This window comes from Flectobacillus rivi (assembly GCF_030056655.1).
Classification (GTDB): domain Bacteria; phylum Bacteroidota; class Bacteroidia; order Cytophagales; family Spirosomataceae; genus Flectobacillus; species Flectobacillus rivi.
Genome location: NZ_JASHIE010000020.1, coordinates 31,952 through 57,403 on the forward strand (window position 1 = coordinate 31,952; position 25,452 = coordinate 57,403).

At 36.6% G+C, this 25,452-nt stretch carries 19 protein-coding genes; 12 read left to right on the top strand and 7 right to left on the bottom strand.

The genetic code is table 11. The features are described from left to right. The first annotated feature begins 312 nt into the window (after nt 1-312). Nucleotides 313-633, top strand: a complete 321-nt coding sequence (locus QM481_RS22725; RefSeq protein ID WP_283383473.1) for a hypothetical protein — start codon at nt 313-315, stop codon at nt 631-633. Nucleotides 634-694: 61 nt separating this feature from the next. On the opposite strand, the gene QM481_RS22730 is transcribed toward QM481_RS22725, so the two are convergent. Together QM481_RS22730 and QM481_RS22735 are read right to left on the bottom strand one after the other, a co-directional pair. Continuing rightward, nucleotides 695-1,228 carry a carboxymuconolactone decarboxylase family protein gene (locus tag QM481_RS22730; protein ID WP_283383474.1) on the bottom strand — a complete coding sequence of 178 codons (534 nt, stop codon included), beginning with the start codon at nt 1,226-1,228 and terminating at the stop codon, nt 695-697. A 225-nt stretch (nt 1,229-1,453) separates the two neighbouring features. Next, on the bottom strand, nt 1,454-2,299 hold the full coding sequence (locus tag QM481_RS22735; protein WP_166549280.1) for a helix-turn-helix domain-containing protein: 846 nt from the start codon (nt 2,297-2,299) through the stop codon (nt 1,454-1,456). A gap of 663 nt (nt 2,300-2,962) precedes the next feature. Here QM481_RS22735 and QM481_RS22740 point away from each other — a divergent pair. The 10 genes from QM481_RS22740 to QM481_RS22785 all read left to right on the top strand — a co-directional run bounded on the left by QM481_RS22740 (nt 2,963) and on the right by QM481_RS22785 (nt 15,079). Then, nucleotides 2,963-6,100 carry a SusC/RagA family TonB-linked outer membrane protein gene (locus QM481_RS22740; RefSeq protein ID WP_283383475.1) on the top strand — a complete coding sequence of 1,046 codons (3,138 nt, stop codon included), beginning with the start codon at nt 2,963-2,965 and terminating at the stop codon, nt 6,098-6,100. A gap of 18 nt (nt 6,101-6,118) precedes the next feature. Beyond that, nucleotides 6,119-8,068 (top strand): RagB/SusD family nutrient uptake outer membrane protein, encoded by a 1,950-nt coding sequence (locus tag QM481_RS22745; RefSeq protein ID WP_283383476.1) that lies wholly within the window; start codon nt 6,119-6,121, stop codon nt 8,066-8,068. Between the two features lie 927 nt (nt 8,069-8,995). Continuing rightward, nucleotides 8,996-9,664: a potassium channel family protein gene (locus QM481_RS22750; RefSeq protein ID WP_283383477.1), complete on the top strand. Its 669-nt coding sequence runs from the start codon at nt 8,996-8,998 to the stop codon at nt 9,662-9,664. Beyond that, a complete protein-coding gene (locus tag QM481_RS22755) occupies nt 9,664-10,671 on the top strand; it encodes a bestrophin family protein (RefSeq protein ID WP_166549274.1) in 1,008 nt (335 codons plus the stop codon). The genes QM481_RS22750 and QM481_RS22755 overlap by 1 nt, the downstream gene beginning before the upstream one ends. 10 nt (nt 10,672-10,681) lie before the next feature. Continuing rightward, the gene (locus QM481_RS22760) at nt 10,682-11,425 is read left to right on the top strand and encodes an LCIB family protein (RefSeq protein WP_283383478.1); all 744 of its coding nucleotides are present in this window, start codon (nt 10,682-10,684) and stop codon (nt 11,423-11,425) included. A gap of 431 nt (nt 11,426-11,856) precedes the next feature. Continuing rightward, a complete protein-coding gene (locus QM481_RS22765) occupies nt 11,857-12,252 on the top strand; it encodes a hypothetical protein (protein WP_283383479.1) in 396 nt (131 codons plus the stop codon). A gap of 304 nt (nt 12,253-12,556) precedes the next feature. Continuing rightward, entirely contained in the window at nt 12,557-12,922 is a 366-nt protein-coding gene (locus tag QM481_RS22770; RefSeq protein ID WP_283383480.1) for a hypothetical protein, read from the top strand. 115 nt (nt 12,923-13,037) lie between these two features. Continuing rightward, complete coding sequence (locus tag QM481_RS22775) at nt 13,038-13,421, top strand: hypothetical protein (protein ID WP_283383481.1); 384 nt, start codon at nt 13,038-13,040, stop codon at nt 13,419-13,421. A gap of 360 nt (nt 13,422-13,781) precedes the next feature. Beyond that, the gene (locus tag QM481_RS22780) at nt 13,782-14,498 is read left to right on the top strand and encodes a hypothetical protein (protein ID WP_283383482.1); all 717 of its coding nucleotides are present in this window, start codon (nt 13,782-13,784) and stop codon (nt 14,496-14,498) included. Between the two features lie 236 nt (nt 14,499-14,734). Then, the gene (locus QM481_RS22785) at nt 14,735-15,079 is read left to right on the top strand and encodes a hypothetical protein (protein ID WP_283383483.1); all 345 of its coding nucleotides are present in this window, start codon (nt 14,735-14,737) and stop codon (nt 15,077-15,079) included. Between the two features lie 282 nt (nt 15,080-15,361). On the opposite strand, the gene QM481_RS22790 is transcribed toward QM481_RS22785, so the two are convergent. From QM481_RS22790 to QM481_RS22810, 5 genes are all read right to left on the bottom strand, one after another. Further along, nucleotides 15,362-16,804 (bottom strand): TolC family protein, encoded by a 1,443-nt coding sequence (locus tag QM481_RS22790; RefSeq protein ID WP_166549262.1) that lies wholly within the window; start codon nt 16,802-16,804, stop codon nt 15,362-15,364. After that, entirely contained in the window at nt 16,797-20,003 is a 3,207-nt protein-coding gene (locus QM481_RS22795) for an efflux RND transporter permease subunit (RefSeq protein ID WP_283383484.1), read from the bottom strand. Before QM481_RS22795 ends, QM481_RS22790 begins: the two co-directional genes overlap by 8 nt. Nucleotides 20,004-20,184: 181 nt before the next feature. Beyond that, complete coding sequence (locus tag QM481_RS22800; protein ID WP_166549260.1) at nt 20,185-21,270, bottom strand: efflux RND transporter periplasmic adaptor subunit; 1,086 nt, start codon at nt 21,268-21,270, stop codon at nt 20,185-20,187. Between the two features lie 173 nt (nt 21,271-21,443). Then, entirely contained in the window at nt 21,444-21,863 is a 420-nt protein-coding gene (locus QM481_RS22805; RefSeq protein WP_283383485.1) for a hypothetical protein, read from the bottom strand. Between the two features lie 543 nt (nt 21,864-22,406). Continuing rightward, a complete protein-coding gene (locus tag QM481_RS22810) occupies nt 22,407-23,267 on the bottom strand; it encodes an AraC family transcriptional regulator (protein WP_166549258.1) in 861 nt (286 codons plus the stop codon). Between the two features lie 134 nt (nt 23,268-23,401). Between QM481_RS22810 and QM481_RS22815 the strand changes: the two genes are divergently transcribed. After that, nucleotides 23,402-25,429 carry a glycoside hydrolase family 3 protein gene (locus QM481_RS22815; protein ID WP_283383486.1) on the top strand — a complete coding sequence of 676 codons (2,028 nt, stop codon included), beginning with the start codon at nt 23,402-23,404 and terminating at the stop codon, nt 25,427-25,429. Nucleotides 25,430-25,452 lie beyond the last annotated feature (23 nt).

Consider the following 25,452-nt stretch of genomic DNA (forward strand, 5'->3'; position numbering starts at 1 on the left):
GCATTTTTGCCATTTACCTAAAGCCATTTATGAGTTTACAAAGTTGCTCACAAGTTGAGAAATAAACCTAATAATTTAACTTAAGCTACAGAAAATCCATCTGAATATACATTTTTGGATACTGAGTTTTCGTGGAGGAGGAATTGAAAAGTCTTATTTTGTGGATATACACAGTGAAACTATATTCATCAAAAGCTAAAGTTTTAGAGTTTTGGAAAAATTAATTTACAAATCGAGTATAAAAGAAGAAGGGACTACTTAAACACTTTTAAAATACCTATTTATAATAAACTCATTTTAACCTATTTAATCATGCTCATCATCGGTTCTCTGCTGACAACCTTGCCAGCTTTTGTTTTTAATATCTGTATTTTCTTTTTTGGGAAAATCATTGTACACCATCAGGACTTTGTTTTGTACTGTAGAAGTTTATTCGGAAGTCTTGTAGACGACGAGGATGAGGTTCCCTCTAGACTAGCATATATCGAGAAGCTCTTGGTTATGATAGGATATTTGGTGCAGGCTTTTGCTATTATTGGGATGTTTGCGACAGTATTTCAACTGGTTTCAATGCTCAGTATTCAAATGGCAGAGCCAGTAAAAATGCAGCTTTCATCGCCGCATGGGCTTTAATTTAGGTTGAGTGAATGAGTTTTTTTTAAAAATAATCACTCATTCACTCAATCACCAATCACTAAATTGCTACTGCAACTGGAAAATCAACAGGTACTTTCGTTACGCCATGTAGATAATTGGTGATGATTTTATCGCCAATCAATACGATGGTATCCACTAATTGAGCTTTGGTATAACCTGCTTCCAAAAATGCTTCTACAGATGCTTGACTAGGGTGTCCACGCTCGATAGTCGTTTCTTTTACAAATTGCGCTAAAGCTTGCAATTTGGCGTCAAAATCGATGGCTACTTTACGAATTTTGATGATTTGTTCGTCTGAGAAACCGTTCATTTTGCCAATAGCTGTGTGTGCCGAAAGACAGTAGATACAGTCGTTGATTTGACTTACTACCAAGTTTACAACCTCTTTTTCTTTATTACTCAAAGAAGATTTCATACTCTGTAGTGTCACGTAGCTCGACAAAGCATTATCTGAATGAGCAAAAGTGGCATACAAATTAGGAACCATGCCTATTCCTTTTTTGAGGTTATCAAAAATATGTTGGTTTGTTTCAGATACTTGTTCGCGAGTTGGGACTTCAAAAGTTTTCATGTTCGATTTTGTTTAAGTATAATTGAATCATTTTGTTGATGCAAAGTTGATACAATAGACTCGCTCACAACGAACCACTTTTTCCCGACTTGTTACCAATATTTCCTAAGCCTTCAGTAATCGGCTTTGGGCTTACGGATTTCATCAAAATTTGTTTGCCTAATGCCTACGGCTTACAGCCTAAAGCTTATTGCGGGCACAATTATTTTAATTTTGCCCGCTAACTTAATTTCTAAAGTGTTTTTCTTTGAAATCAGTAGGAGAGTCGCCAACTACTTTCTTGAATAAGCGACTAAAATGGGCAACCTCCTCAAAACCTAGGTCAAAGGCAATTTCTTTGGTGGGCTTTTCTGTAAAAATTAGTAAACGTTTGGCTTCGAGCGTAATACGCTCATGGATAATTTGAAGAGGTGATTTGTGATTGTATAAGGCAAATAAATTGGATAATGTTTTGGGCGATTTGCTCAGCATATCGGCATAATCCTGCACTTGATGTTTGGTTTTGTAGTGGTTTTCGACGGCAATATTATATCGGCGAACTATGTCAAAATCTTGCTCCTCCATAGGTGGTTGAATACTTTGTTCCTTGGCGATTCTGGTTACTAAAATAATCAAACGCTTGAGTAACATTCTCAGCATTTCGCCTTGGATGGTATCAATGGTACTAAATTCATCGATAAATACTGTACGAAGCGATTCGAACCTTGACAGATTTTCTTCATTGAGTCGAAAAAAGGTGATTTCTCTCATGCCATAAAACAAAAAACCTACACAGGATACCTCTTTGTCGTGGTCGACAATACAATAGAATTCTCTATTGAAACGCCAGATAACTAAATTTTGAGGTTTTTCAAACCAAAAAGATTGATTTACCATTAGTGGAAGAATCGTGTTTTTGGGAAAAGTATAACAGTATCCATCTATCGAGATCTGCTGAGATTCCCCTCGGTTCCACACAATCGTAAGCAAACGTTCTTCGCGATTGTCATAAAAAATATGTTCAAATCTGTTTTCTTCAATTAGTAATGAAAAATGACTATGGAAAGAGTTTTCCTCAAAAATATATTTCATATTGATTGTTTTGCTGAGTTTAGTAGGTCTGCATTTGTTGTATAGATAATAGAAAAAGAGTATTCATTTGTTCCCCGAGCTACGACATGCCTTGATAGAATAATACAATTTGAACTGTCCTGTTGCTGTACTGCTTAGGCAACGATTAGCAGGATAAATAAGGTGATATTAATCAGGTTTTAGACAGTTTGACAAAAAAACTTTCAAAATCAGTAAAAAAATACTGGCGATTTTATTCTATAAAAAGCATAAAATAGGGCTTTGATTTACTCAATAAACTATTACAATTGTACTATTTAAAAATATCAGTTTTGATTCAAAATAGTAATGTTTTTTTTACGTATAATAAAGATAGTTCATGTTCCGTAAACGATTTCGGAAACCATTCTGATAGGTTTTATGCTTTTGAGAAATCTTTATTAATATTTTTTAAAAATAGCACTAAAAAAAGTATATATAGAAAAAATTATATTTTTCTTAAATGAAAATAGAATCAATTTAAGAATGAATTTAACAAAATGTAGCTATATGGTTCAGGACGGAGCATGATGGTTTGGGTTTGGGATGGTAATATCTTTGACAAAAAAGACAAAATAATATAAAATAAATCATATTAAGAGCGGTCTTTTTTCTGTCAATTATTTCATATAAAACCTAATCTCAATGCTCAAAAAATTACTAAATGTGGGTGTGCTTGTGGCCTTAGCTGGAAGTTATACTCAAGTTGAAGGTAAAGGCAATTTGGTACTTGCAAAAGAGGCTAGTTTGCTACATTCGGTAAGAGTAACAAACAAATCAAGTTTGGCTTTGCCTGTAACTGGAAAGGTTACTGGAAGCGATGGAGAAATTCTTCCAGGAGCAAGTATTAAAATCAAAGGTACAAATCAAGGAACCACAACTGGTGTAGATGGTTCGTTCAAACTCAATGTACCAGATGGCAATGCGGTGTTAGTAATTTCTTCTACGGGCTACGAAACAAAAGAAGTAGCAGTTGGAAATCAGACGGTAATAAATGTAGTATTACAAACAGATACGAAAGCCTTAGAAGAGGTAGTCGTAATTGGTTATGGCGAGCGTAAAAAATCAGACGTTACAGGTGCAGTAGTAAGCGTAAGTGCTAAAGACCTTACACAAAGACCTGTTGCCAATGCGCTACAAGGTATGCAAGGTAGAGCAGCTGGGGTTGACATTACTTCTAATGAAAGACCTGGTCAAGTAGGAAATATCACGATTCGTGGGGTTCGTTCATTGACAGCTTCAAACTCACCTTTGTACGTAGTAGATAACATTCCATTGACATCGGGTGGTATTGATAACATCAACCCTAACGATATTGAAACAGTAGACATCTTGAAAGATGCTTCTGCTACGGCTATTTATGGTTCGCGTGGTGCAAACGGTGTTGTGATTATCACTACGAAAAGAGGTAAAAATGGTAAATATACCTTGAGTTTGAACTCTAACTTTACCACTGAAACATTGCAAAACAGCTCGCCATTGATGGATGCTGCGCAATATATCGATTACAGAAGATGGGCTTATTATTATAAAGATGTAACGAAAAATCCACGAGGAGATCAGCCTACTCAATCTTTTGATTATCAAATTTTTAAAGGCTCAACAGATCTTGCTAGTTGGAATAATATTCTAAAAGGTTGGTCAAGTGGTACTTGGGATGGTTCAAAAGTGCAAAATACCGACTGGATTGGTATGGTAACACGCCCATCTATGACTGGTCAACATACCATTAGTGTAAGTGGTGGTACCGATAAAATGAAAGCGTATGCTTCATTTGGTTTTATCGATAACCAAGGTACCGTGAAAGGACAGAGTTACAAGCGTTATTCTGCAAAATTGAGTGTTGATATAAAGCCAAATACTTGGTTCTCAATGGGTGGAGTATTAAATACTGCTTATTCTATCAACGAATATGGTCAGTCCGGTGCTGGCAAAAGTACAAATGTAGGAGCTTCTGGTTTGTACGAAAGTGCAAGAAATATTTTCACTTATGCCATGCCTTATGATGCTAATGGAGTCAGAGTACTGCTTCCAGGAGGTGATGACGCAATCAGAACAGTTGTAGGTGAAGAAAATTATTCACAAGATCAACGCCTTAACTTACGTGTTTTCGGTAGCCTTTATTCAGAAATTAATTTTGGAGGCTTTTCAAAAGCCTTGGAAGGTTTGAAGTACCGCATGAACTTTGGTCCAGATGTAGCTTTTAATAAGAATGGTGTTTTCTTAGATGCAAATTCAGTTATTAGAACTGGTTCTAGTTATGCCTCATTAACAAAAGATCAGTCTACTTCATATACATTAGATAATATGCTTACGTATAATAAAACGATTGATAAGCACCAAATCAATGTAATGGCGTTGCAGACACAGACAGAGTGGTCTTATGACAAAAACAATATGGCAGCAGATAATGTACCAATGACAAGCCAAAAATGGAATGCTCTAAATATTCCATTGTCATCATGGGGCTCTACATTTTCAGAAAGACGTTTACGTTCATATTTGGGGCGTATCAATTATGACTACAATAACAAATTCTTGATTACCGTATCGGGTCGTTATGACGGAGCCTCTCAGCTAGCAGAAGGCAACAAATGGGCATTCTTCCCAAGTACTGCTTTAGGTTGGAGATTGACTAATGAGCCATTCTTGGCAAACCAGAGATGGATTGATGACTTGAAAGTAAGAGCAGGTGTAGGGGTTACTGGCAACTCTGCTATTGATCCTTATGCAACTCAAGGTGGTCTTGCTCAAATTTACTATCCTTATGGTGGTACTCTTGGAACAGGTCAAACAAATAACTCAACTTTAGCTAACCAAAGTTTGACATGGGAGAAAACGACTCAAATTAACTATGGTATTGACTTCTCTTTCTTCAAAAGAAAAGTTACGGGTAATTTAGATTATTACACTTCTCATACAACAGACTTGTTGATGCTAAAAACGATTCCATCGGTAACAGGTTTTGCTAATACTTATGCCAACATTGGAGAAACAGCTAGCCAAGGTATTGATTTGACTGTTACAACAGTCAACTTAAATAAAGGAGGCTTTGAATGGAGTACTACATTTAATGGTTCGTGGCAAGACAACCATATCATTTCTTTGGCAAATGGTAAAGCAGATGATATCAATAACAAATGGTTTATCGGACAAAGTCAAGGGGTAATTTATGATTACCAAGCGGTAGGTTTATGGAAAGATACTGATGCGGCCGAAATGGCGAAGTTTAACGCCAACGGGCAAGCATTTACTATTGGTTCTATTAGACCAGCAGATTTGAATGGAGACTATAAAATCGATGCAACAAATGATCGTAAAGTATTAGGAAGTACTATTCCTAAGTTTATTGTAGGTTTAACAAACACGTTTGATTACAAAGGATTCTCCTTGTCTGTAATGTTATATGGTCGCTTGAAATACTTGTACAACACAGGTGGTGAAGTATTGGGAGGTCGTTTTAACCAACGCCAACTGAGTTATTATACTCCTAATAATACCAATGCTGACTATCAACATCCTTTTCAGACAGAGGCTGCTGGAGATCCATATTATGCAACATTAGGTTATAAAGACGGGTCATTTATTAAAATTAGAAATATCTCATTAGGCTACAATTTGCCAGATAAATTTTCTCAGAGCCTTGGTTTGAGTCATGCACGAGTTTACATGCAAGCGCAAAACATAGGTATGATTTATAATAATATCAACTGGATTGATATGGACTTACAAAGTTCAGCTTGGAACAGAGGGTTTACAATGGGTATCAATGTTGATTTTTAACTTTAAATGATTTTTAAGATGAATAAAGTACAGTTTAGATATATAAAAACAGGTATTTGTGCTTTCGCTCTTTTAGCTAATATGTCTTGTCAATCAGACTTCCTAAAAGAGGAATTAACAACACAAAGAAGTAATGCCTACTACAGTACTGAAGAAGGTATTCAGGCTGCTGTAACTGGGGCATATAATCAAACATTTGCAGTACCATTTAGTGGTGAGGTTCAATTTGCTACGACTAATTACGGCACCGATGAATTTCATGTGGGAGGTGATGGTTCAAACAGTTCTTGGAATAATTACGATGGAGGTTTTAAGCCGATAGTTACTGCCGTAAATTCAAATACAGTAGCTGCTGAGCGTGCTTGGGATACTTATTATATTGCTATTGGTTTGGCTAATCAGGTTATTAAATCGGCTACTGATATTACCTCAACCAATAGTGCCATCAAGAAAACATCTTTAGGTGAAGGCTATTTCTTGCGTGCTTATAACTATTTGAGATTAGTTCGTCAATACGGTGCTGTACCTTTAAAATTGACAGTAAGTACTACAGTAGAATTAGAGTTTACTCGCGAAACGCCAGACAAAGTTTATGCGCAAATTATCGATGACTTATCAAAAGCGTATGATTTGTTGGATAATACTGGTGCTCCAGCCAAAATTACTAAAGATGCTGTAGCGCATTATTTAGCTAAAGCGTATTTGTCAAGAGCAAGTGAAATCAATGACTCATGGAATACTTCTACTAAGGCCGCTGACTTGGCTAAGGTTGTTTCCCTTTCAGACGAAGTAATTGCAAGACACCCTCTGGCAAACAATTTTGGAGATATTTGGGCATACAGTAAGCCGAATGGAGCAAATGAAACACTTTCAGAATTAATCCTTTCTGCACAATTTTCAGATAATATGCTTTCTACGACATTTAATAATAGCCATTTATATTTCACGGCTCGTTATGACGATCTTCCATATATGCAACGTGACTTGACAGGTATGCGACCGTTTAGTCGTTTAGCTCCAACGTATTTTACCTATGATGTATTTGATCAAGTCAACGATTCAAGATTCTGGAAAAGCTTTAGAACGAAGAGCAGATGTAACAATGGTAGTGGAAAGTACGTAAATGGAGATTTAGGAATCATGTATGTCATTAACAGTCCTACAGATACTCGTTTCGCAAAAACTAAAAATTTGGATGAAATTATTTATCCAAAAACAAATAAAACGATTCCATCTGTATATGTAGCTCATGCGTCAGATGGTAAAAGTTTGTTGACTGATGTTCGTTTTCCTTCATTGAGCAAACATTATGATGGTGCTCGTTTGGCAATCAATGAAGTAAGGGGTTATAGAGACGAAATTCTTGCTAGATCAGCAGAGACGTATTTGATGGCTGCTGAAGCAAAAATTCGTTTGGCAAACCTTGGTCAAGGTTCTTATGATGCTGCACTTCCTTATATCAATGCTGTAAGAAAAAGAGCTGCTTATAAAGCTGGTGAAGACAGAGCTGCTTATACAGATGGTGCTGCTGCGTATGTTGTATCTCAATCAGGTCAGAATGTAAATATTAACTCTTTCTTGACAGAAAACTCTTATTATGAGTCAAACAACATTCCTGTCGCTACTACAGCAACAGCGCTTGATATTACGAGTGTTACCAATTTGCCAGCGCAAGATGTAGCCGTAATCAATAAGTTGGGCTATACTTCTACGTATGACAAAATGTTGTGCTTGGTATTGAACGAAAGAACAAGAGAGCTTTGCGGTGAATTCCACCGTTGGGAAGATTTGAGCAGAACTAAAACATTGGTAGCTAGAGCAAAAGCATATAACCCTGGAGCTGCTAACAATATTAAAGATTTTCATTTGTTGAGACCAATTCCACAGACATTTTTGGATGGCGTGTACAGCGGAGGAAAACCTTTGACATCTGATCAAAAAACTGCTATGCAAAACCCTGGTTATTAATGATTAGTGCAGAGTTGTGAATGATGAATTGTGAATGTAAAATTTTTATTGTCAATGTTTTACATTCACAATAAGTTGAATCTAACTCTGTATAAAACTTTTTAATAAAAACCTGATTTATTAATGATAGGCGATATTCAGTAATGGATATCGCCTTTTTTATTTCACTGCTTTGTCGTTATCAGAGTAAATTTATTTGCATGTATAGAGTAGTAGAAGTACAAAAAAAGGCATCGAAAACTTCGATGCCTGAATCAAATATGAATAGTGTCAGATAAGTTTATGCCTTGTGGCTTTTACTTTTCTTTAATTGAATTTCGGATTTTAAGTAGCCACCACTATAAGTACAAGTTGTGAATGTTGAATTGAAAAAGTCTCTAACAAATCATTTAAACTCACAAGTATTCGTATATTTTATCAGTATTTATTTTAAAAATTGAAATGTCTCAAACTGATAAATAGTGGATTAACAATCTAAGATACTACTTTTTAGTGAATGATTTTTAGGAAATTCTATTTTTTTAAAAGCGCTTCTGTACCAAGATGAATTCATTTGATTTATCTTATATTTGGAGTGATACAAAAAACAAAACTGAAGTCATCTCAAACTTTAGATTACATCAGAAAGGGACTGCCCATGGATGTTTGTTAGGATTTATTAGTTGCGCAGATGATAGGAATTTCCTAATAGTTATCTAATGCAGAAATCGCTAATGGAGTTAGTTCAATAGCTCAAATCATAAGGTTATTTTATCATAAACATAGCCGAAATCAAAAGCCACTCAACAAATGCTAGACTAACATTTGAACATGGAGGATCCTCTTCACTTTCTTCAATCTGCTAGTATGTAACCAAACGTGTTACATTTCGTCATATAGCTCAGCTTATATAATTTTTCAAAAACCTTAACTATTTCTCTTAACTATATGAATCTGAAAAGCTTTATCAATGAAAGAAAGTACGAAATACTGCTGGTTGCCTTAGTTCAACACCTGTACATAGGGATTTTTGTTACTGACTTAACTTTTTACACTGAGGTAATTTGGCCTATCAACATGGTTATTCTTGGTTTAGCTAGTGTGGGTGTGTTTATAGAGAAAGGGCGTACCAAAAATTCCATCAAAAACGCCTTAACATTTTTTGTGGTGTTGCTTCCCATCCTGCTTCCTTTCTTCAGAGGTAATATCGGATTTATGCTACTATTGAATATTTGCTATGTCATATTTTATTCCTTCATTTTTCTGGAAGTTTTTAAATTCCTAATCAAACCTAGCTATATCAATACCGATATCATTTCGGCGGCAGCTTGCGGGCTGTTTTTACTAATTGAAATATTCGTATTTCTTTTTCAAATGTGGGTTTATCGGTATCCTCAGTCATTTAAAGGGGTAGATTATTCTGACCCAGCACTCACTTTTATGGATCTCGTATATTTCTGTTCGGTCACACTTACGACAATAGGATATGGAGATATAACTCCCAATGTCTACTTTACCAAATTGACTACTTCACTCATTGGTGTAGCAGGTCAGTTTTATTCGGTGGTTCTGGTAGGTATTTTAATAAGCAAATTCACTTCAAATCAATCAAAATAATGCATTCAGGAAAATCTTACAAACTATCAGAGTTTATAGTCTGGACTCGCAGGAATATCTATAAGACGCTATTCATTGGTATTGTTCCAGTGGTGTTGTATGAGGTCGCCGACCTAAAATGGCTTGCAATACCTTGGACTGTAGTCTCATTATTGGGTACAGCTACGGCTTTTATTGTAGGTTTTAAAAATACACAAACCTATAATAGAACATGGGAAGCACGACAGATTTGGGGAGCAATTCTAAATAGTAGTCGTGCATGGGGCACTATGAGTAGGGATTTTTTGAGTAATGCTGACAAAACCAAAGAGCTGTTTTATCGTCATTTTGCGTGGTTGACCGCGCTTAGATATGCTATGAGAGATGCCAGAGCTTGGGAAACTGCCAGCAAATCTTACAATGAAGAGTACAAAGCATTTTATACCATTCCAGAAAGAGAAACGACACTAGAAGAGGAATTAAAAAAATACCTTTCAGCGGAGGAGTTAGTGTATATACTGTCTACCAAAAATAAGGCAGCTCAGCTGCTAAGTTTACAAAGTAAGACCATCAAAGAGCTATATGCTAATCAGGAGATTGATTCGTATTTGATGGTCGAAATGCAGAAGATGTTGAAGGAATTTTATGATCATCAGGGCAAAAGTGAAAGAATCAAAAATTTTCCTTATCCGAGGCAGTTCGCAACGATTAATACATTTTTCATTAGGCTGTTTTGTATTCTTCTTCCTTTCGGCTTGCTCAAGGAATTTGACAAGCTCAACGAAGGAATAGAGGGTGTCATGAAAGGATATATGGTGTGGTTGGTGATTCCGTTTAGCGTATTGATTTCTTGGATATATACATCTTTGGAGCAAGTGGGCGAAAGTACTGAAAACCCTTTTGAAGGAAGTGCGAACGATGTGCCAATTTCCCAAATGAGCCGAACTATTGAAATAGATATGAGAGAAATGCTTGGTGAAACAGATTTGCCACCAGCCCTACAGCCTAAGAATAATATCATACTTTAAATACTTTGACATGAAAAAAAGAGAAAAACTAGGGATTGTTCATCAATGGTATCCCAAAGCAATGACAACGATTGATTGTGTAAACAAAGTCATTGATTTTGTAGAATCCGAACTAGATTTGGAGCCTAAACAAGTAATGCTTGCTGATAGTATTTGTAGCGACGATGTAAATAGCATTCAATATCCGGCTAGGACTCAAGAGTTTTTAGGACCTTTCAAGATGGGAGGATTGGATGGATATCCATTTACTGGACTTACGGGGATGGCTGCATTTGCCAGTCATGTTCCTGATGATGGTGCAGTTTTCATTTATTATGGGCCGCATATTGGTGTAACAAAAACAGGTACAATTGGGGAGATTCATCGACTAGGACAACATAAAAATAGTGGCTGTTGTGGTGCTGCAAAAGGAGCACTTGGTAAATTGCTCAACGACCAAATCATCGCAAGTAATGTGACCGAATTGGATTATCAAATGAATACCATTGAGCAAATTTTGCTCAAGCAAAAAAATCGAGTACTTACAGCTTCATCCCCTTTATTTGAAGCAACTGAAGTAATTTATGAGGCAATCGATCAACGACTCAATGAACTTGTCGAACTGACTAACTATAATTGTAAGTATGTGATTTTACTTGGATCTATACTGATTAACAGTGATAGTGACATGGGTTCATTTACGCAGATTAGGAGATTTGATGTCATAAATCTGATTACAAAGGATAGACAAAATCATTTGTACTTGTTTGACTAGCAAATCTTTTATCTTCTCAGGGGTAAGTTTATGCTAGTGCTAGCTTTCAATCCTGTGTAAGAACTCCAATAGGTTCAAGTCTACGGCTTGGACCTATTTTTTTAATATCTTTAAACTATGAAAATGTAAAGAAAATGAGCTCATTGTGAAATGCTGGAATTGTTGCCTCTGGATAAAATCCAGAGAAAAATAGCTACTGGCTAGGAAGCTAGCACCAGCGGGAGTTAAATTTTTCTGATAAAAACCGATAGAGAAGTAGCCAATAAATATTATATCTTCATCGGAAAAGATTAAGGGTTATGTTTCTAGTTTGGATAAATGGCTATATTTTCAGTCTGAAATTCACGGCTCTTTTAGCATTATTCTTTACCAAAAACATGAATATTTTTTATTGTTGAATTGTATACAATTATCACGTTAGTTGTGCGAAAATGAAAAAGACATCTATTATTTTTTTACTATTCATATACGTATTATCCCCTGCTTGTAAAGAAGAAGAAATTTCACCGAAAGAGATTATTTTAGGTAAGTGGGAAGAGATATACCTAGGTAATGGAGAAGAAAGACCACTATTAGTTCCTAGCGGGTATCGTCAATTTCTTAGTGATAGCGTACTTATTGAATATGATTATGCAACAAAAAAGTCATTTGTGAAGAAATATTGGATAGATTCTCTTCTGCATATAGGAACTCAACGTCAAGATGGCTTTTGGTTGATATTCGATTACAAGTATCAATTTTATGATGACAACCTTCGTCTTGAAACTAATAATTTTTCAACCATATTTAATGTCTCTATTTCAAAAAAAATAAAATCCCCTCTCTAGTGCTGACTTCCCAGCCAGCACCAACTCAATCTAAGGATTCCAATCCTTTCTATAATTCTGCTATCTGTCTATGAGGTAAACCTATGTTGAAAGTCAACTCATTTGTGAGGTTTTGAAACGATTGCCTCTGGATAGAATCCAGCACCAGTGTTGAGTAAATGCTATAAACGTGAAGTCTATTTACAACCATTATTATTCGTGAAGTGTCTTTAGTTTAATCTCACTATTAAACTTGAAATTTATCTAAAATTAGATTTTAATACAGGGTTATATTTTACACATTCAATACTTTATTTCTGCAAAAATGAAAACACGATCTGCACTTATTTTACTATTGTTATTTACGCTTTCTACAAGCTGTAAAGACGAAGATATTTCTCCACAAAAAGCGATTTTAGGGAAATGGGAATTCATCGGTCTCGGTAATGGAAGAATAGAAGCACCATCTGGCGTAAAATGGTATGATGAATATCTTGAGGATAGTGTTTTTTTACACCAGCAATATACTACGGGCAATATGGTTGTAGAAAAATACTTTTGGGAAAATAATGGGTTTCTGAATTCAGGTGGAACCACATATAAATGCGTATTTTATAATGATACTATGCAATTAGACTATGTTCATGCAAATGCTATTTTTATGTCAAGTTTTTTCAAACGGATTAAATAAATATGATAATGGTTCAAGTCTATGACTTGGACACCCGCTAGTGCTGGCTCCCTAGCCAGTACTAACTCAATCTAAGAACTTCAACCCTGCTATCAATCCACGAGGTGAATATATTATGAAAGAAAAACTATTATTTACTGCCTGCTTTTTTATCTTAAATAGCTGCAATATGTCAGATGGTATGATTGAACTGCCTGGAAACAATGCATATTATGTAGAAGGTTCTTGCACGAATCGTCTATCATTAGGAGGTGGACTTGGTGGAAGCTGTAATTTGATAGAGTCGGTAAAGGATCTAAAATTTAACGACGATTTTATTTGCGCTGTATCAACTGACTCAATTTCATGTCGTTTGAAGTTAAAAGACATCCCAATAGAGAAGAGAAAGTATACAGTTATTGATGTCAGAAATGGCAAAGTCTACTGTTATTTGAATAAAAGTGAATATTTATCTTTTTGGCAAAAGTACATTCTAGATGAAGACATAAAGGTAGAATAAATCTTTTTCCCCCACTAGTGCTGGCTTTCAAGCAGTACTAACTCAATCTAAGGATTCCAATCCTTTCTATAATTCTGCTATCTGTCTACGAGGTAAACCTATGATAAAAGTCAACTCATTTGTGAAGTTTTGAAACGATTGCCTCTGGATAGAATCCAGCACTAGCGTTGGAAAGACGTACACATTAAAGTGAGTGATATACGACTATAAGTATAAGATAGGTATGAGGTTAAAAGATGTTGAAGCTGGAAAACAAAAACTTTCAGAGTTTGCAAAATGGGATACAAAAATATAGAACAAGCTAATAAGAGCTTACATATTTACAAACAGTATTGCATATCTATAATGCCATTGAGTAAAATGAAAATCAAAACTATTATTCTGGTAAGTTTAACAATGTTAAGCTGTACGAATTCAGGAAAATTTGAACAATCAGAAACAATTGACATTTATGGTGATACTGTAGTGAGGCTTCCTATCGACAGTAATATGAAGTTAGATACCTCTACAATAGCTAAATGGCTTATTGATAATTACCTTTTGGGAAGAAAGCTTCATGTTGATTTAGCAAAAACTTTGAAAGATATGAGTATTTTCAAAATTAGAGTTAAAGGAGAAGTGGCTACATCAGTCCGTAGAGACTATACTTTCATTACTATTCGTAATAAAAATAGTTATCTTTTACCAGTTGAATTTAATCAGTTTATAAACATCAATGATAAAATGATGTTCGGAGGAATCTATAATTATAGAGAATTTGATTATTATTTTATATACGAAATAATAGGTGAAAAGTTGAAACGAACCTTTGACAGTAGAAAAGTAAAAACAGGAGTTAAAATAGGGTATTATCGAGATGACGAGTGCGTTGAATATTATCCGAAAAGACTTGTGTTTGATAATGAAAAAAAGACATCCATTTTTTTTCGTGGAATTGTCAAAAACTTTTGCAGAAAAGGACAAGACAGAATGATTCAACAAAAACAGCCTTTAACAAAAGAAGAAATTTCAATAAGAATAGATTATAATGGTGAATTTTGGGTTTATAACGATAGTTCTAAGTATAAATTTTGGTAATCCCGTCTCTAGTGCTAACTTCCCAGCCAGCACCAACTCAATCTAAGGATTCCAATCCTTTCTATAATTCTGCTATCTGTCTGCGAGGTAAACAAACCTACAATGAAAATCAACTCAACTGTGAGGTTGTGGAAGATAGCCTCTGGATAGAATCCAGAGAAAAAAATAGGTACTGGCTAGGAAGCTAGCACCAGCTAATGTACAATTATTTGACCTTCTAAACGACAAATAGAATTATGGTTAAGAAAATATTTTTATGTGTAGCTTTTGTTATTTTGCTAGTATTCGTTCATAAAGAATTGAATATTAGGCTCTCAAGAGAAATTAAATTCCCAATATATAAAGGTATCTTGGGAGAATTATTAATCAAATTTGGAGATAGTCAATATCTAACAATCATAGAGAATGAAATGGTTAATGGCGAACTTAAAAAAATAAATGTTCCTGTTAGTTCAATTGATATTCCAACATTTCATAATGTTGATGGGAGGAATACTGTAAATGCAAAATATGAAGATAAAAACTACTTTTATATCCTACATGATGGTGAAGATAAAATAATTATTAGAGAGGCTAAGTAATTTTCTCAGCTAGTGCTGGCTTCCTAGCCAGTACTAACTCAATCTAAGGATTCCAATCCTATTATAAAAATCAACTCCCTTGTAAAGTTTTGGAAAGAAAGCTTCTGGATACAATCCAGAGAAAAAAATAGGTACTGGCTAGGAAGCCAGCACCAGCGTATGTCCGAAATCAGAAATCAGAAATCTCAAATCTCCAATTGTCTCAAAACTCATCATAAAAAAATAATCCCCATCTTACTCGGTAAAATGGGGTTATTTGCACTAACGATTACACAATACAAATTAATTCCAGCCGCCGCCGAGTGCTCTGTAAGCATTTACAAAAGCATTCATTTGGCGCATTTTTGTTTCAATCAATTCCATACGTGATTCTAATACGTCACGTTGGGTCAACAACACTTCCATATAATCTGCTCTAGCCGACTTGAAGAGTTTGATAGAGATTTCCGTAGATTGTGTAAGTGCATCTACTTGATTAGCCTTCATGTTGAAGTTCTTATCCAAGTTATCAATGTTTGATAATTGGTTTGTTACCTCAATACAAGCATTCAACACCGTTCTTTCAAACTCGATGATTGCTTTGATTTGCTTGGCGCTAGCGGTATTATAGCCAGCAATCAAGGCATATTTGTTTACCAATGGACCTGCAATATCGCCAGCCAATGAGGTAATCAATGCTTGAGGTAAATTGACCAAATACAAAGGATTGTAAGATCTAAAGCCCAAACCAGCACTCAAACCCAAAGAAGGGTAGAAGTTGGCTCTCGCAATACTTACGTCTAGTTTGGCTGCTGAAAGTTTCAACTCAGCCGCTCTTACATCTGGACGGTTGATAATCAATTGCGAAGGCAAGCCAGCATATATCTTTGTTGGTGCCAAAGTGTTGAAATTGTCCGAACTTCTATCTACATGTTGTGGGTAACGTCCCACCAAGAAGTTGATTTTGTTTTCGGCTTCAACAATTTTCTGCTGAATTTCATACTGTAAACTTTGCGTTTTGAATACCTCAGCCTCGAATCTGCGCACAGCTAGTTCAGTAACTTTAGCTGCTTGTTTTTCTTGTCTGATGATATTCAAGGCATTGTTCAAAATCTCGATGTTTTGCTTGATAATAGCCAATTGGTTGTCTAATGCCAACAACTCGTAATAAGAGTTAGCGATTTCGCCTACCAAATTGGTTACCAGAAAGTTTTTGCCTTCAATGCTTGCGAAATAGTTTTGTGCAGCTACTTTTTGTGCGTTACGCAATTTGTGCCAAATATCCACTTCCCAACTCGCTCTTGCGCCCACCATCATATCAGGCAAAACCTCTGGAGTTCTTACGCCAGGACGGATTTCAGACATATCGTCTGCCGCACCTTGACTGGTATATCTCGAAACCTTGTCTACACCCAAGCCACCGCCAAGTTTTACAAAAGGAAGGTATTCCCCTTTACGAGCATTGATTTCGTTGCGCGAAATTTCAATTTCTTGTAAAGTAAGATTCAATTCCTGATTGTTTAACAAAGCTGTATCAATCAAGGCTTCCAATTTTGGATCGGTGAAAAACTCTTTCCACTTGATTTTAGCCACATTGGTCGAGTCGCTTGTACCGCCATTATAAGTAGCAGGTGTATTACGATTTTCTGTTTTAGTCACAGGTACCAAAGACTTTGGTACGCAGGCCGCTACCATCATCAGTACACAGCCCGTTGCTAAATAATTGATTTTTCTTATATTATTCATCGTCGTTACTGTCGTCTGGTTGAGGGAATGAATCTAATTGGTGAACAAGGTTTTCTGTCAATGAGTCGTTCTCTTCGTCTTTGATGAGTTTGCGACCTTCAGCCATTGAACCAAAGATATAATACAAGCCTGGCACAATGATTACCCCGAAGATGGTACCGAATAACATACCACCCAATGCCGAAGCACCAATTGTTTTGTTACCAATTGCACCTGCACCATGTGCCAATACCAATGGAATCAAACCTGCAATGAAGGCAAATGAAGTCATCAAGATTGGACGGAAACGAACTCTAGCTCCTTCGATAGCAGCGTCGAGTACTGTTGCACCTTGATGGTGTTTTTGCATCGCAAATTCTACAATCAATACGGCGTTTTTACCCAATAAACCAACCAACATAACCAAACCAACTTGTGCGTAAATATCGTTGGCCAAGCCCATTGATTTAATCATCAAGAATGAACCAAATACCCCTGCTGGTAATGATAATACTACCGACAATGGAATAATAAAGCTTTCGTACTGAGCAGCTAATACTACATACACGAATGCCAATACGATAAGGAAGATATAGATAGCTTCGTTACCACGTCTAACTTCATCATAAGAAAGGGCAGCCCAGTCAATATCAAATCCGTGCGGCAATGTTTCTTTGGCAACTTGTTGTACCGCAGCAATCGCCTGACCCGAACTAAAACCTTTAGCAGCACCACCACGAATCGCTGCTGTGGTGTACATGTTGTAACGGTTAATTTCGTTTGGCCCTTGCATTTTCTTGATTTTCATGAAAGATGAGAAAGGAACCATTTCGTCACGGTTATTTTTCACATACAATTTCATGACATCCTCTGGCAATTGTCTAAACTCTGGCGAAGCTTGTACGAATACTTTAAAGAAACGTTGGAATTTGATAAAACCTAGTTCGTAAGTACTACCAATCAAGATAGACAAAGTGTTCATGGCATTACCAATGGATACGCCTTTTTGCATAGCCAATTGGTTGTCAATTTCTAGTTCGTACTGAGGATAGTTTGCACTAAAGAAAGTAAACAAACCTGTAAGCTCAGGACGTTTTTCTAGGGCTTTCATGAAATCATTTTTCACACTTTCCAATTGGTTGTAGTCACCCGAGTTAGTTTTATCCAACAATTGTAGGGCAAAACCACCCGCTGCACCATAACCAGGAACCGCTGGTGGATCGAAGAATTCGATGGTCGCTCCAGGGATTTCATGTGCTTTTTCTTCTAACTCATAAATGATTTCAGAAACCGAGTGATGACGTTCATCCCATGGTTTTAAGTTAATCAAACAAGTACCCGCGTTCGAACCACGACCTTCGGTAAGTACCTCATAACCAGCCAAGGCTGATACCGATTGAATACCTTCTACTTTTTCAGCAATTTCTTGAAGTTTACGTGAAATGTCGTTGGTACGCTCCAATGTTGACCCTGGAGGTGTCTGGATAATGGCATAAATCATACCTTGGTCTTCACTTGGAATAAAACCAGAAGGAAGGTTTGATGCAATACCAGCGATACCAAGCACAAATACAATCCACAATACAACAGTAACTAGTTTGCGGTGAGCAATTACCTTCAATATATTTACATAGAAGTTTGTCAGCTTTTCGAAACCTGAGTTGAAAACATCCAAGGCTTTGTCTAAGATATTTTTCTTCTTAGGTTTACCGTGATTATTTTTCAAAATCATAGCACAAAGCACTGGCGTTACTGTAAGGGCAATTACCCCCGAGAGAATAATTGAACTCGCCATTGTAATAGAGAACTGACGGTAGAAAATACCTACAGGACCACTCATAAATGCTACTGGTACGAATACCGCTGTCATCAACAAAGTAATCGCAATAACGGCACCACTAATCTCACCTAATACTTTTCTTACGGCCTTATAAGGGGACAGGTGTTCCTCTTCCATCTTGGCATGGACGGCCTCGACGACGACAATGGCGTCATCCACTACGATACCGATAGCCAATACCAAGGCAAACAAGGTAATCATGTTGATGGTCAAACCAAACAACTTGATAAAGATGAATGCACCAATCAATGAAATAGGTACAGCAAGCGTTGGAATCAACGTTGAGCGCCAGTCTCCCAAGAACACAAATACTACTAATGCCACGAGAATGAAGGCATCGCGAAGGGTATGAATTACGTTTTCGGTAGAAGCATTCAAGAAGTTAGATACGTCATAACTGATTTGATAGTCCATACCTGGAGGGAATGACGACTTTTTCAGTTCATCTAATTTATCTTTAACACTCTTGATTACATCACTCGCATTTGAACCATAAGTTTGTTTCAAGACAATCGCCGCCGAAGGATAACCATTTAGGTTGGAGTAAATATCATAATATTCACTACCTAGTTCTACCTTGGCAACATCTTTTAACCTCAGGATTTCCCCGTTGGGATTCGAGCGGATAATGACATCTTGATATTGTTCAGGTTTGTTAAAACGTCCCTGATACGTCAATACATATTCGAGTGCTTCGGCGCGTTTACCATCGGCACGACCAATACGACCAGGTGAACCAATTACACTTTGGTCTCCCAAAGCCTCCATGATTTCGTCAGCTGAAACGTTGTAAGCACGCATACGGTCTGGGTTCAACCAAATACGCATAGCGTACTGACGGCTACCCAATATACGAGCCTGACCGATACCATTCAAACGTTGTAATTCAGGAATCATGTTCACCCCAGCAAAGTTGAACAAGAATTTCATATCCGCATTTTTGTCTTTCGAGTATAGGTTGACATACATCAACATACTGTTCATTACACGGTTTACAACAACCCCTTCACGTTGTACCAAGGTCGGAAGACGGTTCAATACTTGGGCAATCCTAGTATTTACCTGTACAAGGGCTTGGTCGGGGTCGGTACCTAAGTTAAATACAATTTGAATGTTGGCTTCACCCGCTGAAGTTGCATCGGAAGTCATGTAGCGCATACCCCACACACCGTTGATAGCCTGCTCAAGGGGAATAAGCACAGACTCGGTAAGTACTTTGGCACTAGCACCAGGATAAGATGCACTTACCATTACTACTGGAGGTGCAATTTCTGGGAATTGTGAAGTAGGGAGTGTCTTCAAAGACAAAATCCCCATAAAAACGATGACGATCGATATTACTATCGCTAATACCGGTCTCTGTATGAATTTACTAAACATATTCTTCTTGAAGTTTTTGAATACACAAGTGATTGAAGTAAGTATTGAAAGAGTTGAAGCTGAGTGAATTGGTGGTTATGAGTCACAACCACCTCATCCATAACTCAATGCGTGCGAATTCCAGAACTCACGCATTAAGAATTCACTCAAGCATAATAGTTAACTCTCACAATTTCTACTATTATTCAGCATACACTCTTAAGTGCGAAATCACTTTTTGTGGATCCTCGTAATCGAACTTAATCTTATCGTTGTCTCTCACTTTCTTAATACCTTCAAGAAGTATTTTTTCATCACCTTTCAAACCTGATTTGATGATATAGATATCTGGCAATTCAGCAGCAATAGTAATTTCACGTGATTTTACCGTATTATCTTTATCAACAACAAACACATATTTTTTCTCAAGTACTTCGAAAGTAGCTTTCTGTGGAATGATAACGGCATTTTTCAATGGAGATTCCATCAAGATGCTACCAGTTTCACCATGTCTCAACAATTTTTCTGGGTTTGGAAACGTAGCACGGAAAGCGATGTTACCTGTTTCATTGTTGAAGTCAGCTTCAATCGTTTGAATCACACCTGTATGAGAGAAAATATCTTGGTTGGCCATTTTCAATTTTACCACAGGTAAAGTTGTTCCTTTTGACTTTGTTTTTAAGTCAAGATATTGAGATTCAGGCACATTGAAGTAAACCCACATTTTACTGTTATCTGAGAGTGTTGTCAATAAATCACCATCATCTAATAAGCTACCTTCACGTACAGCGAAGTGGTCCATGATACCATCAAATGGTGCTCTGATTTCAGTAAAGCCTAAATGTACTTTTGCCAAATCCATTTCAGCTTTTGCTTTGTCCCATTTTGCTTTTGCCAAGGCTAATTCGTTTTTAGAAACAATATTACTTTCTGCCAACGACTTAGTGTTTTGGTATTCGATTTCAGCAAAATTTGCTTCAGCTTGTGCTTTTTGGAACTCAGCTTGGTATTGCAAAGGAAGGATTTGGAACATTAACTGTCCTTTCTTCACAAACTGACCTTCATCAACATAAATCTTTTTTAAGTAACCCTTTTCTAAAGCACGCAACTCGATGTGCTGAATCGCGCGAATCTGGCTCACAAACTCGTGAATGGCGGTTGTGTCTTTTTTTAGCGGGCTGGTTACAAGAAGTTTGATCTCTTCTTTCTTTTCTTCCTCTTTTTTAGAATCGCAGCTAGTATGGCATAGCATCACAGCCACACCCATAAGGATGAGAATTTTTTTCATGATTTTGTATTGTGAAATTGTGAGATAGATTACTGTAATCAGTTCTAGAAGCAATTTAAGCAAAAAGTATAAGCAAAGTCAATACCTGATATACTGTCTTAATAATCACTTACTTAGAAAACTGAAACAATAGTTGGAATGAGGACGGGAGCATGACCCCCAAAAGTATCATCTCATAGTCTAATTACACGAAAGACTATGAATAACTTACTTGGAGATAATTGTAAAAGGTTCTTATCGTAATAAGAAAATTGAGGGCTGCGAAGTTGGATTAAACGGTGATACCAACTAAAGAAAAGAGAAGCAATGGCATTGCCACCTTGGATATGTTCTGACGAAGCTAAAATTGCTTCATCCTCTTCGACTTCTTTTTCATTAGCATCAAAAAATACTTTTTCTCCTCTTTCTGAAACAGGTACAGAGAATACAGGACTTTGATGCGAGTCAAGAAGTGCGTTGTGAAAAGACGAATTTGAGGTAGAAGAAGACACAATATTCTCTCCTTCCTTGTGCGAGCGAGCCATCAACTGGTTCGTGAAGCTCAACACGAGGATAACTAGTGAGAAGAGATATTTTACAAACGTCTTGTTCATTTGATGCGAAAAGTAGTGTGTTGAAATAACACTTGCAAATGTTTTAACTCAAATTTTTTATTAAGGAAACAAGAATCTTGTATTAGTTATATTATATCCTTATTTCTTATTAAAAATACTTGTGAGTCTAAATTTTTTTGTACTTTTTCAGTATCTACAAAAACTTCAAATTAAGCTAGAAGGGCGAGTATACAAAGAAGCGAAAAAGCGAAGCTTTTAAGTGTTTGAAATATAGTGAGTTGGCTTTTGTATGTGGCACTATTAATTCAATCTGTATGCTGTGGTCGCTCTTTAATTTAGCTCAGTTTTTATTCCAAGTAGTTTTAAATCTTGGATTTGTCCAATCTAAACTTTCAGTCAAACATAACCCAAATCTAGTTTTTGTTCAATATTTGACCTCAATTTAAGAAGCTTTTGTTTGTTGAGACTCATTCCGTTTCTAAAGGTTTAATGCACGATTAAAAAAAAGTAAGATTTTTGTCAAAAAATGTTCATCTGCAATATATAACCTTATGAAATGGCTTTTTTGGAGCTAAAAACTGCTTAATTGAACAATTGTCGATAATTCAAAGGCGTCATTTTTTTCATCTTTCTAAATTGTCTATTAAAATTAGAAACATTCTGAAAGCCTGATTCAAAGCAGATATCTGCGATAGAAATATCTTTTTCCTGAAGCATTTTGCAGGCATGTTCAATCCGAATTTCGGTCAAGATATGGCTAAACGTCTCCCGAGTTCGATGCTTGAAATATCGACTAAATGCCGATTCGCTCATATTGACCAAACTGGCAACTTGTTCGAGATGAATTTCATGTTGAAAATTTTGCATCATATAAGCAAATACCTGCTTGATTCTTGCCGATTCCTCTGAGTTGTTGATGGTAATGGTATAAGAGTTCAAATACTTAATCGTAGTTTCTTTGCTCATCTGATTGAGTATTGATAAAAAACTTAACAATTTGTCCATACCTTCCAGTTGACTAAGTGAGGCAAGTATCGGTTTTATTTGCTGACAAAACTCTTTACGAAATTGAATCCCTCGCTTTGCGTTTTCTAACAACTCCCATACTTTATGATTTTCTGGTTTTAAGAAAAAGTCATTTCCTAAAAAGTCTTCTGTAAAATGTATCACAACCGATTGCGCCATTTCTGAAGACTTACCTTCCATAAAATCACTATCATTTTTGTAAAAATGTGGTACGTACGAGCCAATAATTACTAGATCGTCGGGTCCAAATTCCTCAATACTTGTACCAATATATTTTTTGCCAGTGCTCGATTTCATCCAAACGATCTCAATTTCTGGATGAAAATGCCAAGGCGTTGGAAAAAACTGGCAGGATTGCTCAAATATGTTGAACGATAAACCCGAAGGCTTATTAATCTTCAGTAACTGTGGTTTCATGGTATTGATTCTACATATTTCTAACTAAAATTGTCAAAAAAGTATTAAAAATCAGAAGAATTGGTAAATAATTACTTGTATTACTTTGATACATTTGTGTAAATATTTAAAGAAAATTTTGAATAAAATTTACTATGAAAAATATTATACCTTATTCATTAAAGACGATTTTTACTATTGGTTTAGTAAATATTTTGGGAGTAGGATATGCTCAAAATCCCCAACAACCTTACTTGGGGCATAGAACAGCACCCATTTTGACGGTTGGAAAATTAAAGTTTAAAGACCTGAACAAAAATGGGAAACTCGACGCCTATGAAGACTGGCGATTACCCATCAATACCCGAATCCAAAACCTTGTAAGCCAAATGACTTTGGACGAAAAGGCTGGTATGATGCTTATTAGTACCACCCGAATGGCTGGGGATTTTGCTTTCGAACAAGGTAAGCCGAAAGGACCTATTACAAGCGGTTTTAACGAGGAAGATTTGGTTCAAAATATCAATATGTTTAGTCGAAAACCTTTGCCATATCCATTGCTATCGGCATCGGGAACGACTAAGGGGGTGAAAGAAAAACACCTGCGAAATTTTATTTTGCGTGCCAATACCGATGCCAAAACGATAGCAGAATGGTCTAACAATCTGCAAGCACTTACCGAAGATACTCGTTTGGGTATCCCAGCGATTGTGGCGTCCAATCCTCGTAATCATATTACCAGAGACAACTCTGTGGGCTTGAGTGTAGGTACAACCGTGTTTTCCAAATGGCCGGGAGAACTTGGTTTGGCAGCTATGCATGATTTGAAATTGACGCGCCAGTTTGCTGAAATTGCCGCTCAGGAATGGAAGGCCGTAGGACTTCGCAAGGGCTATCAATACATGGCGGATTTGGCGACAGAACCTCGTTGGCAACGAATAGAAGGCACTTTTGGCGAAGATGCCAACTGGGCTGCCAGCATGATTTTTGAAGTGGTGCAAGGTTTTCAAGGAAAAAAACTGAATCCCAATTCTGTGGCACTTACAACCAAGCATTTCCCAGGAGGAGGACCTCAAGTGGAAGGTCAAGACCCGCATTTTGATTTTGGGAAAGACCAGCATTATCCTGGAGGAATGTTTGAATACCATCTCAAACCATTTATTGCGGCTATCAAAGCGGGTACTTCTTCGATGATGCCCTATTATGCCAAACCTATCAAAACTGAATTTGAAGAAGTTGGTTTTGCTTACAGTAAAGCTATTATTACAGATTTACTGAGAAAAAAACTAGGTTTTCAAGGTATTGTCAACTCAGATACTGGACCTATCGAAATGATGCCTTGGGGCGTTGAAGGGCTTTCGATTTTGGAGCGTTATCAAAAAAGTTTAGATGCTGGCGTTGATTTATACTCTGGTTCTGCCGACCCAAGTTTATTGATAGAAACAGTTAAAAAAGGGCTTGTTAGCGAAAAACGCATTGATGAATCTGTTTCGAGAATTTTGAAAGAAAGATTTGAATTAGGACTTTTTGAGAATCCTTATGTAGATGCCGAAGCGGCTCAAAAAACGGTAGGAAATGCTAACTTTCAAAAAGTAGCTGATATTGCCCTTCGCAAATCCATAGTGGTGTTGAAAAACGAAAAGGTTTTACCAATCAAAGCTAAAACTAAGGTATATTTTGAAACGTATTTGGAGAGTGGCAAGAATAATCCTCATTATGTGTATCAACCAAAATCTTCAGCGGATTATGCGGTAGAGTTTGTGAAAACACCTGAGGAAGCCGATCAGGTTATTGTTTGGTTGATGCCAGGAACGGCAGGTGGGCTATTTGGCTCTACAGGAGCACCGATTGATTTACGTCTTTCTAAAAACTTAATTGATGTTGAATATGTCAACAAATTATTAAAGTCGGGTAAATCAAGTACACTTTGTGTCAATTTTACGAGTCCTTGGGTAATGGAAGAATTGGCGCCAAGTAAGGCATTATTAGCTACTTTTGGTACAACTCCCGAGGCTGTTTTGGATATAGTTTTAGGGAAATTTAAACCTTCTGGTAAACTTCCATTTTCTATTCCTGCATCATCTAAAGCAGTGTTAGAAAACCTATCAGACGTTCCAGGTTTTATGAAGAAAGGAGACTATGCACTCTATAAATTTGGAGATGGCTTACAAGCATTGAAATAAGGTTAATATTTGGATAATTAGTT

Coding starts and splice junctions, on each gene's coding strand:
- QM481_RS22725 (WP_283383473.1), top strand. CDS start 313: ATGCTCATCATCGGTTCTCTGCTGACAACCTTGCCAGCTTTTGTTTTT.
- QM481_RS22730 (WP_283383474.1), bottom strand. CDS start 1,228: ATGAAAACTTTTGAAGTCCCAACTCGCGAACAAGTATCTGAAACAAAC.
- QM481_RS22735 (WP_166549280.1), bottom strand. CDS start 2,299: ATGAAATATATTTTTGAGGAAAACTCTTTCCATAGTCATTTTTCATTA.
- QM481_RS22740 (WP_283383475.1), top strand. CDS start 2,963: ATGCTCAAAAAATTACTAAATGTGGGTGTGCTTGTGGCCTTAGCTGGA.
- QM481_RS22745 (WP_283383476.1), top strand. CDS start 6,119: ATGAATAAAGTACAGTTTAGATATATAAAAACAGGTATTTGTGCTTTC.
- QM481_RS22750 (WP_283383477.1), top strand. CDS start 8,996: ATGAATCTGAAAAGCTTTATCAATGAAAGAAAGTACGAAATACTGCTG.
- QM481_RS22755 (WP_166549274.1), top strand. CDS start 9,664: ATGCATTCAGGAAAATCTTACAAACTATCAGAGTTTATAGTCTGGACT.
- QM481_RS22760 (WP_283383478.1), top strand. CDS start 10,682: ATGAAAAAAAGAGAAAAACTAGGGATTGTTCATCAATGGTATCCCAAA.
- QM481_RS22765 (WP_283383479.1), top strand. CDS start 11,857: ATGAAAAAGACATCTATTATTTTTTTACTATTCATATACGTATTATCC.
- QM481_RS22770 (WP_283383480.1), top strand. CDS start 12,557: ATGAAAACACGATCTGCACTTATTTTACTATTGTTATTTACGCTTTCT.
- QM481_RS22775 (WP_283383481.1), top strand. CDS start 13,038: ATGAAAGAAAAACTATTATTTACTGCCTGCTTTTTTATCTTAAATAGC.
- QM481_RS22780 (WP_283383482.1), top strand. CDS start 13,782: ATGAAAATCAAAACTATTATTCTGGTAAGTTTAACAATGTTAAGCTGT.
- QM481_RS22785 (WP_283383483.1), top strand. CDS start 14,735: ATGGTTAAGAAAATATTTTTATGTGTAGCTTTTGTTATTTTGCTAGTA.
- QM481_RS22790 (WP_166549262.1), bottom strand. CDS start 16,804: ATGAATAATATAAGAAAAATCAATTATTTAGCAACGGGCTGTGTACTG.
- QM481_RS22795 (WP_283383484.1), bottom strand. CDS start 20,003: ATGTTTAGTAAATTCATACAGAGACCGGTATTAGCGATAGTAATATCG.
- QM481_RS22800 (WP_166549260.1), bottom strand. CDS start 21,270: ATGAAAAAAATTCTCATCCTTATGGGTGTGGCTGTGATGCTATGCCAT.
- QM481_RS22805 (WP_283383485.1), bottom strand. CDS start 21,863: ATGAACAAGACGTTTGTAAAATATCTCTTCTCACTAGTTATCCTCGTG.
- QM481_RS22810 (WP_166549258.1), bottom strand. CDS start 23,267: ATGAAACCACAGTTACTGAAGATTAATAAGCCTTCGGGTTTATCGTTC.
- QM481_RS22815 (WP_283383486.1), top strand. CDS start 23,402: ATGAAAAATATTATACCTTATTCATTAAAGACGATTTTTACTATTGGT.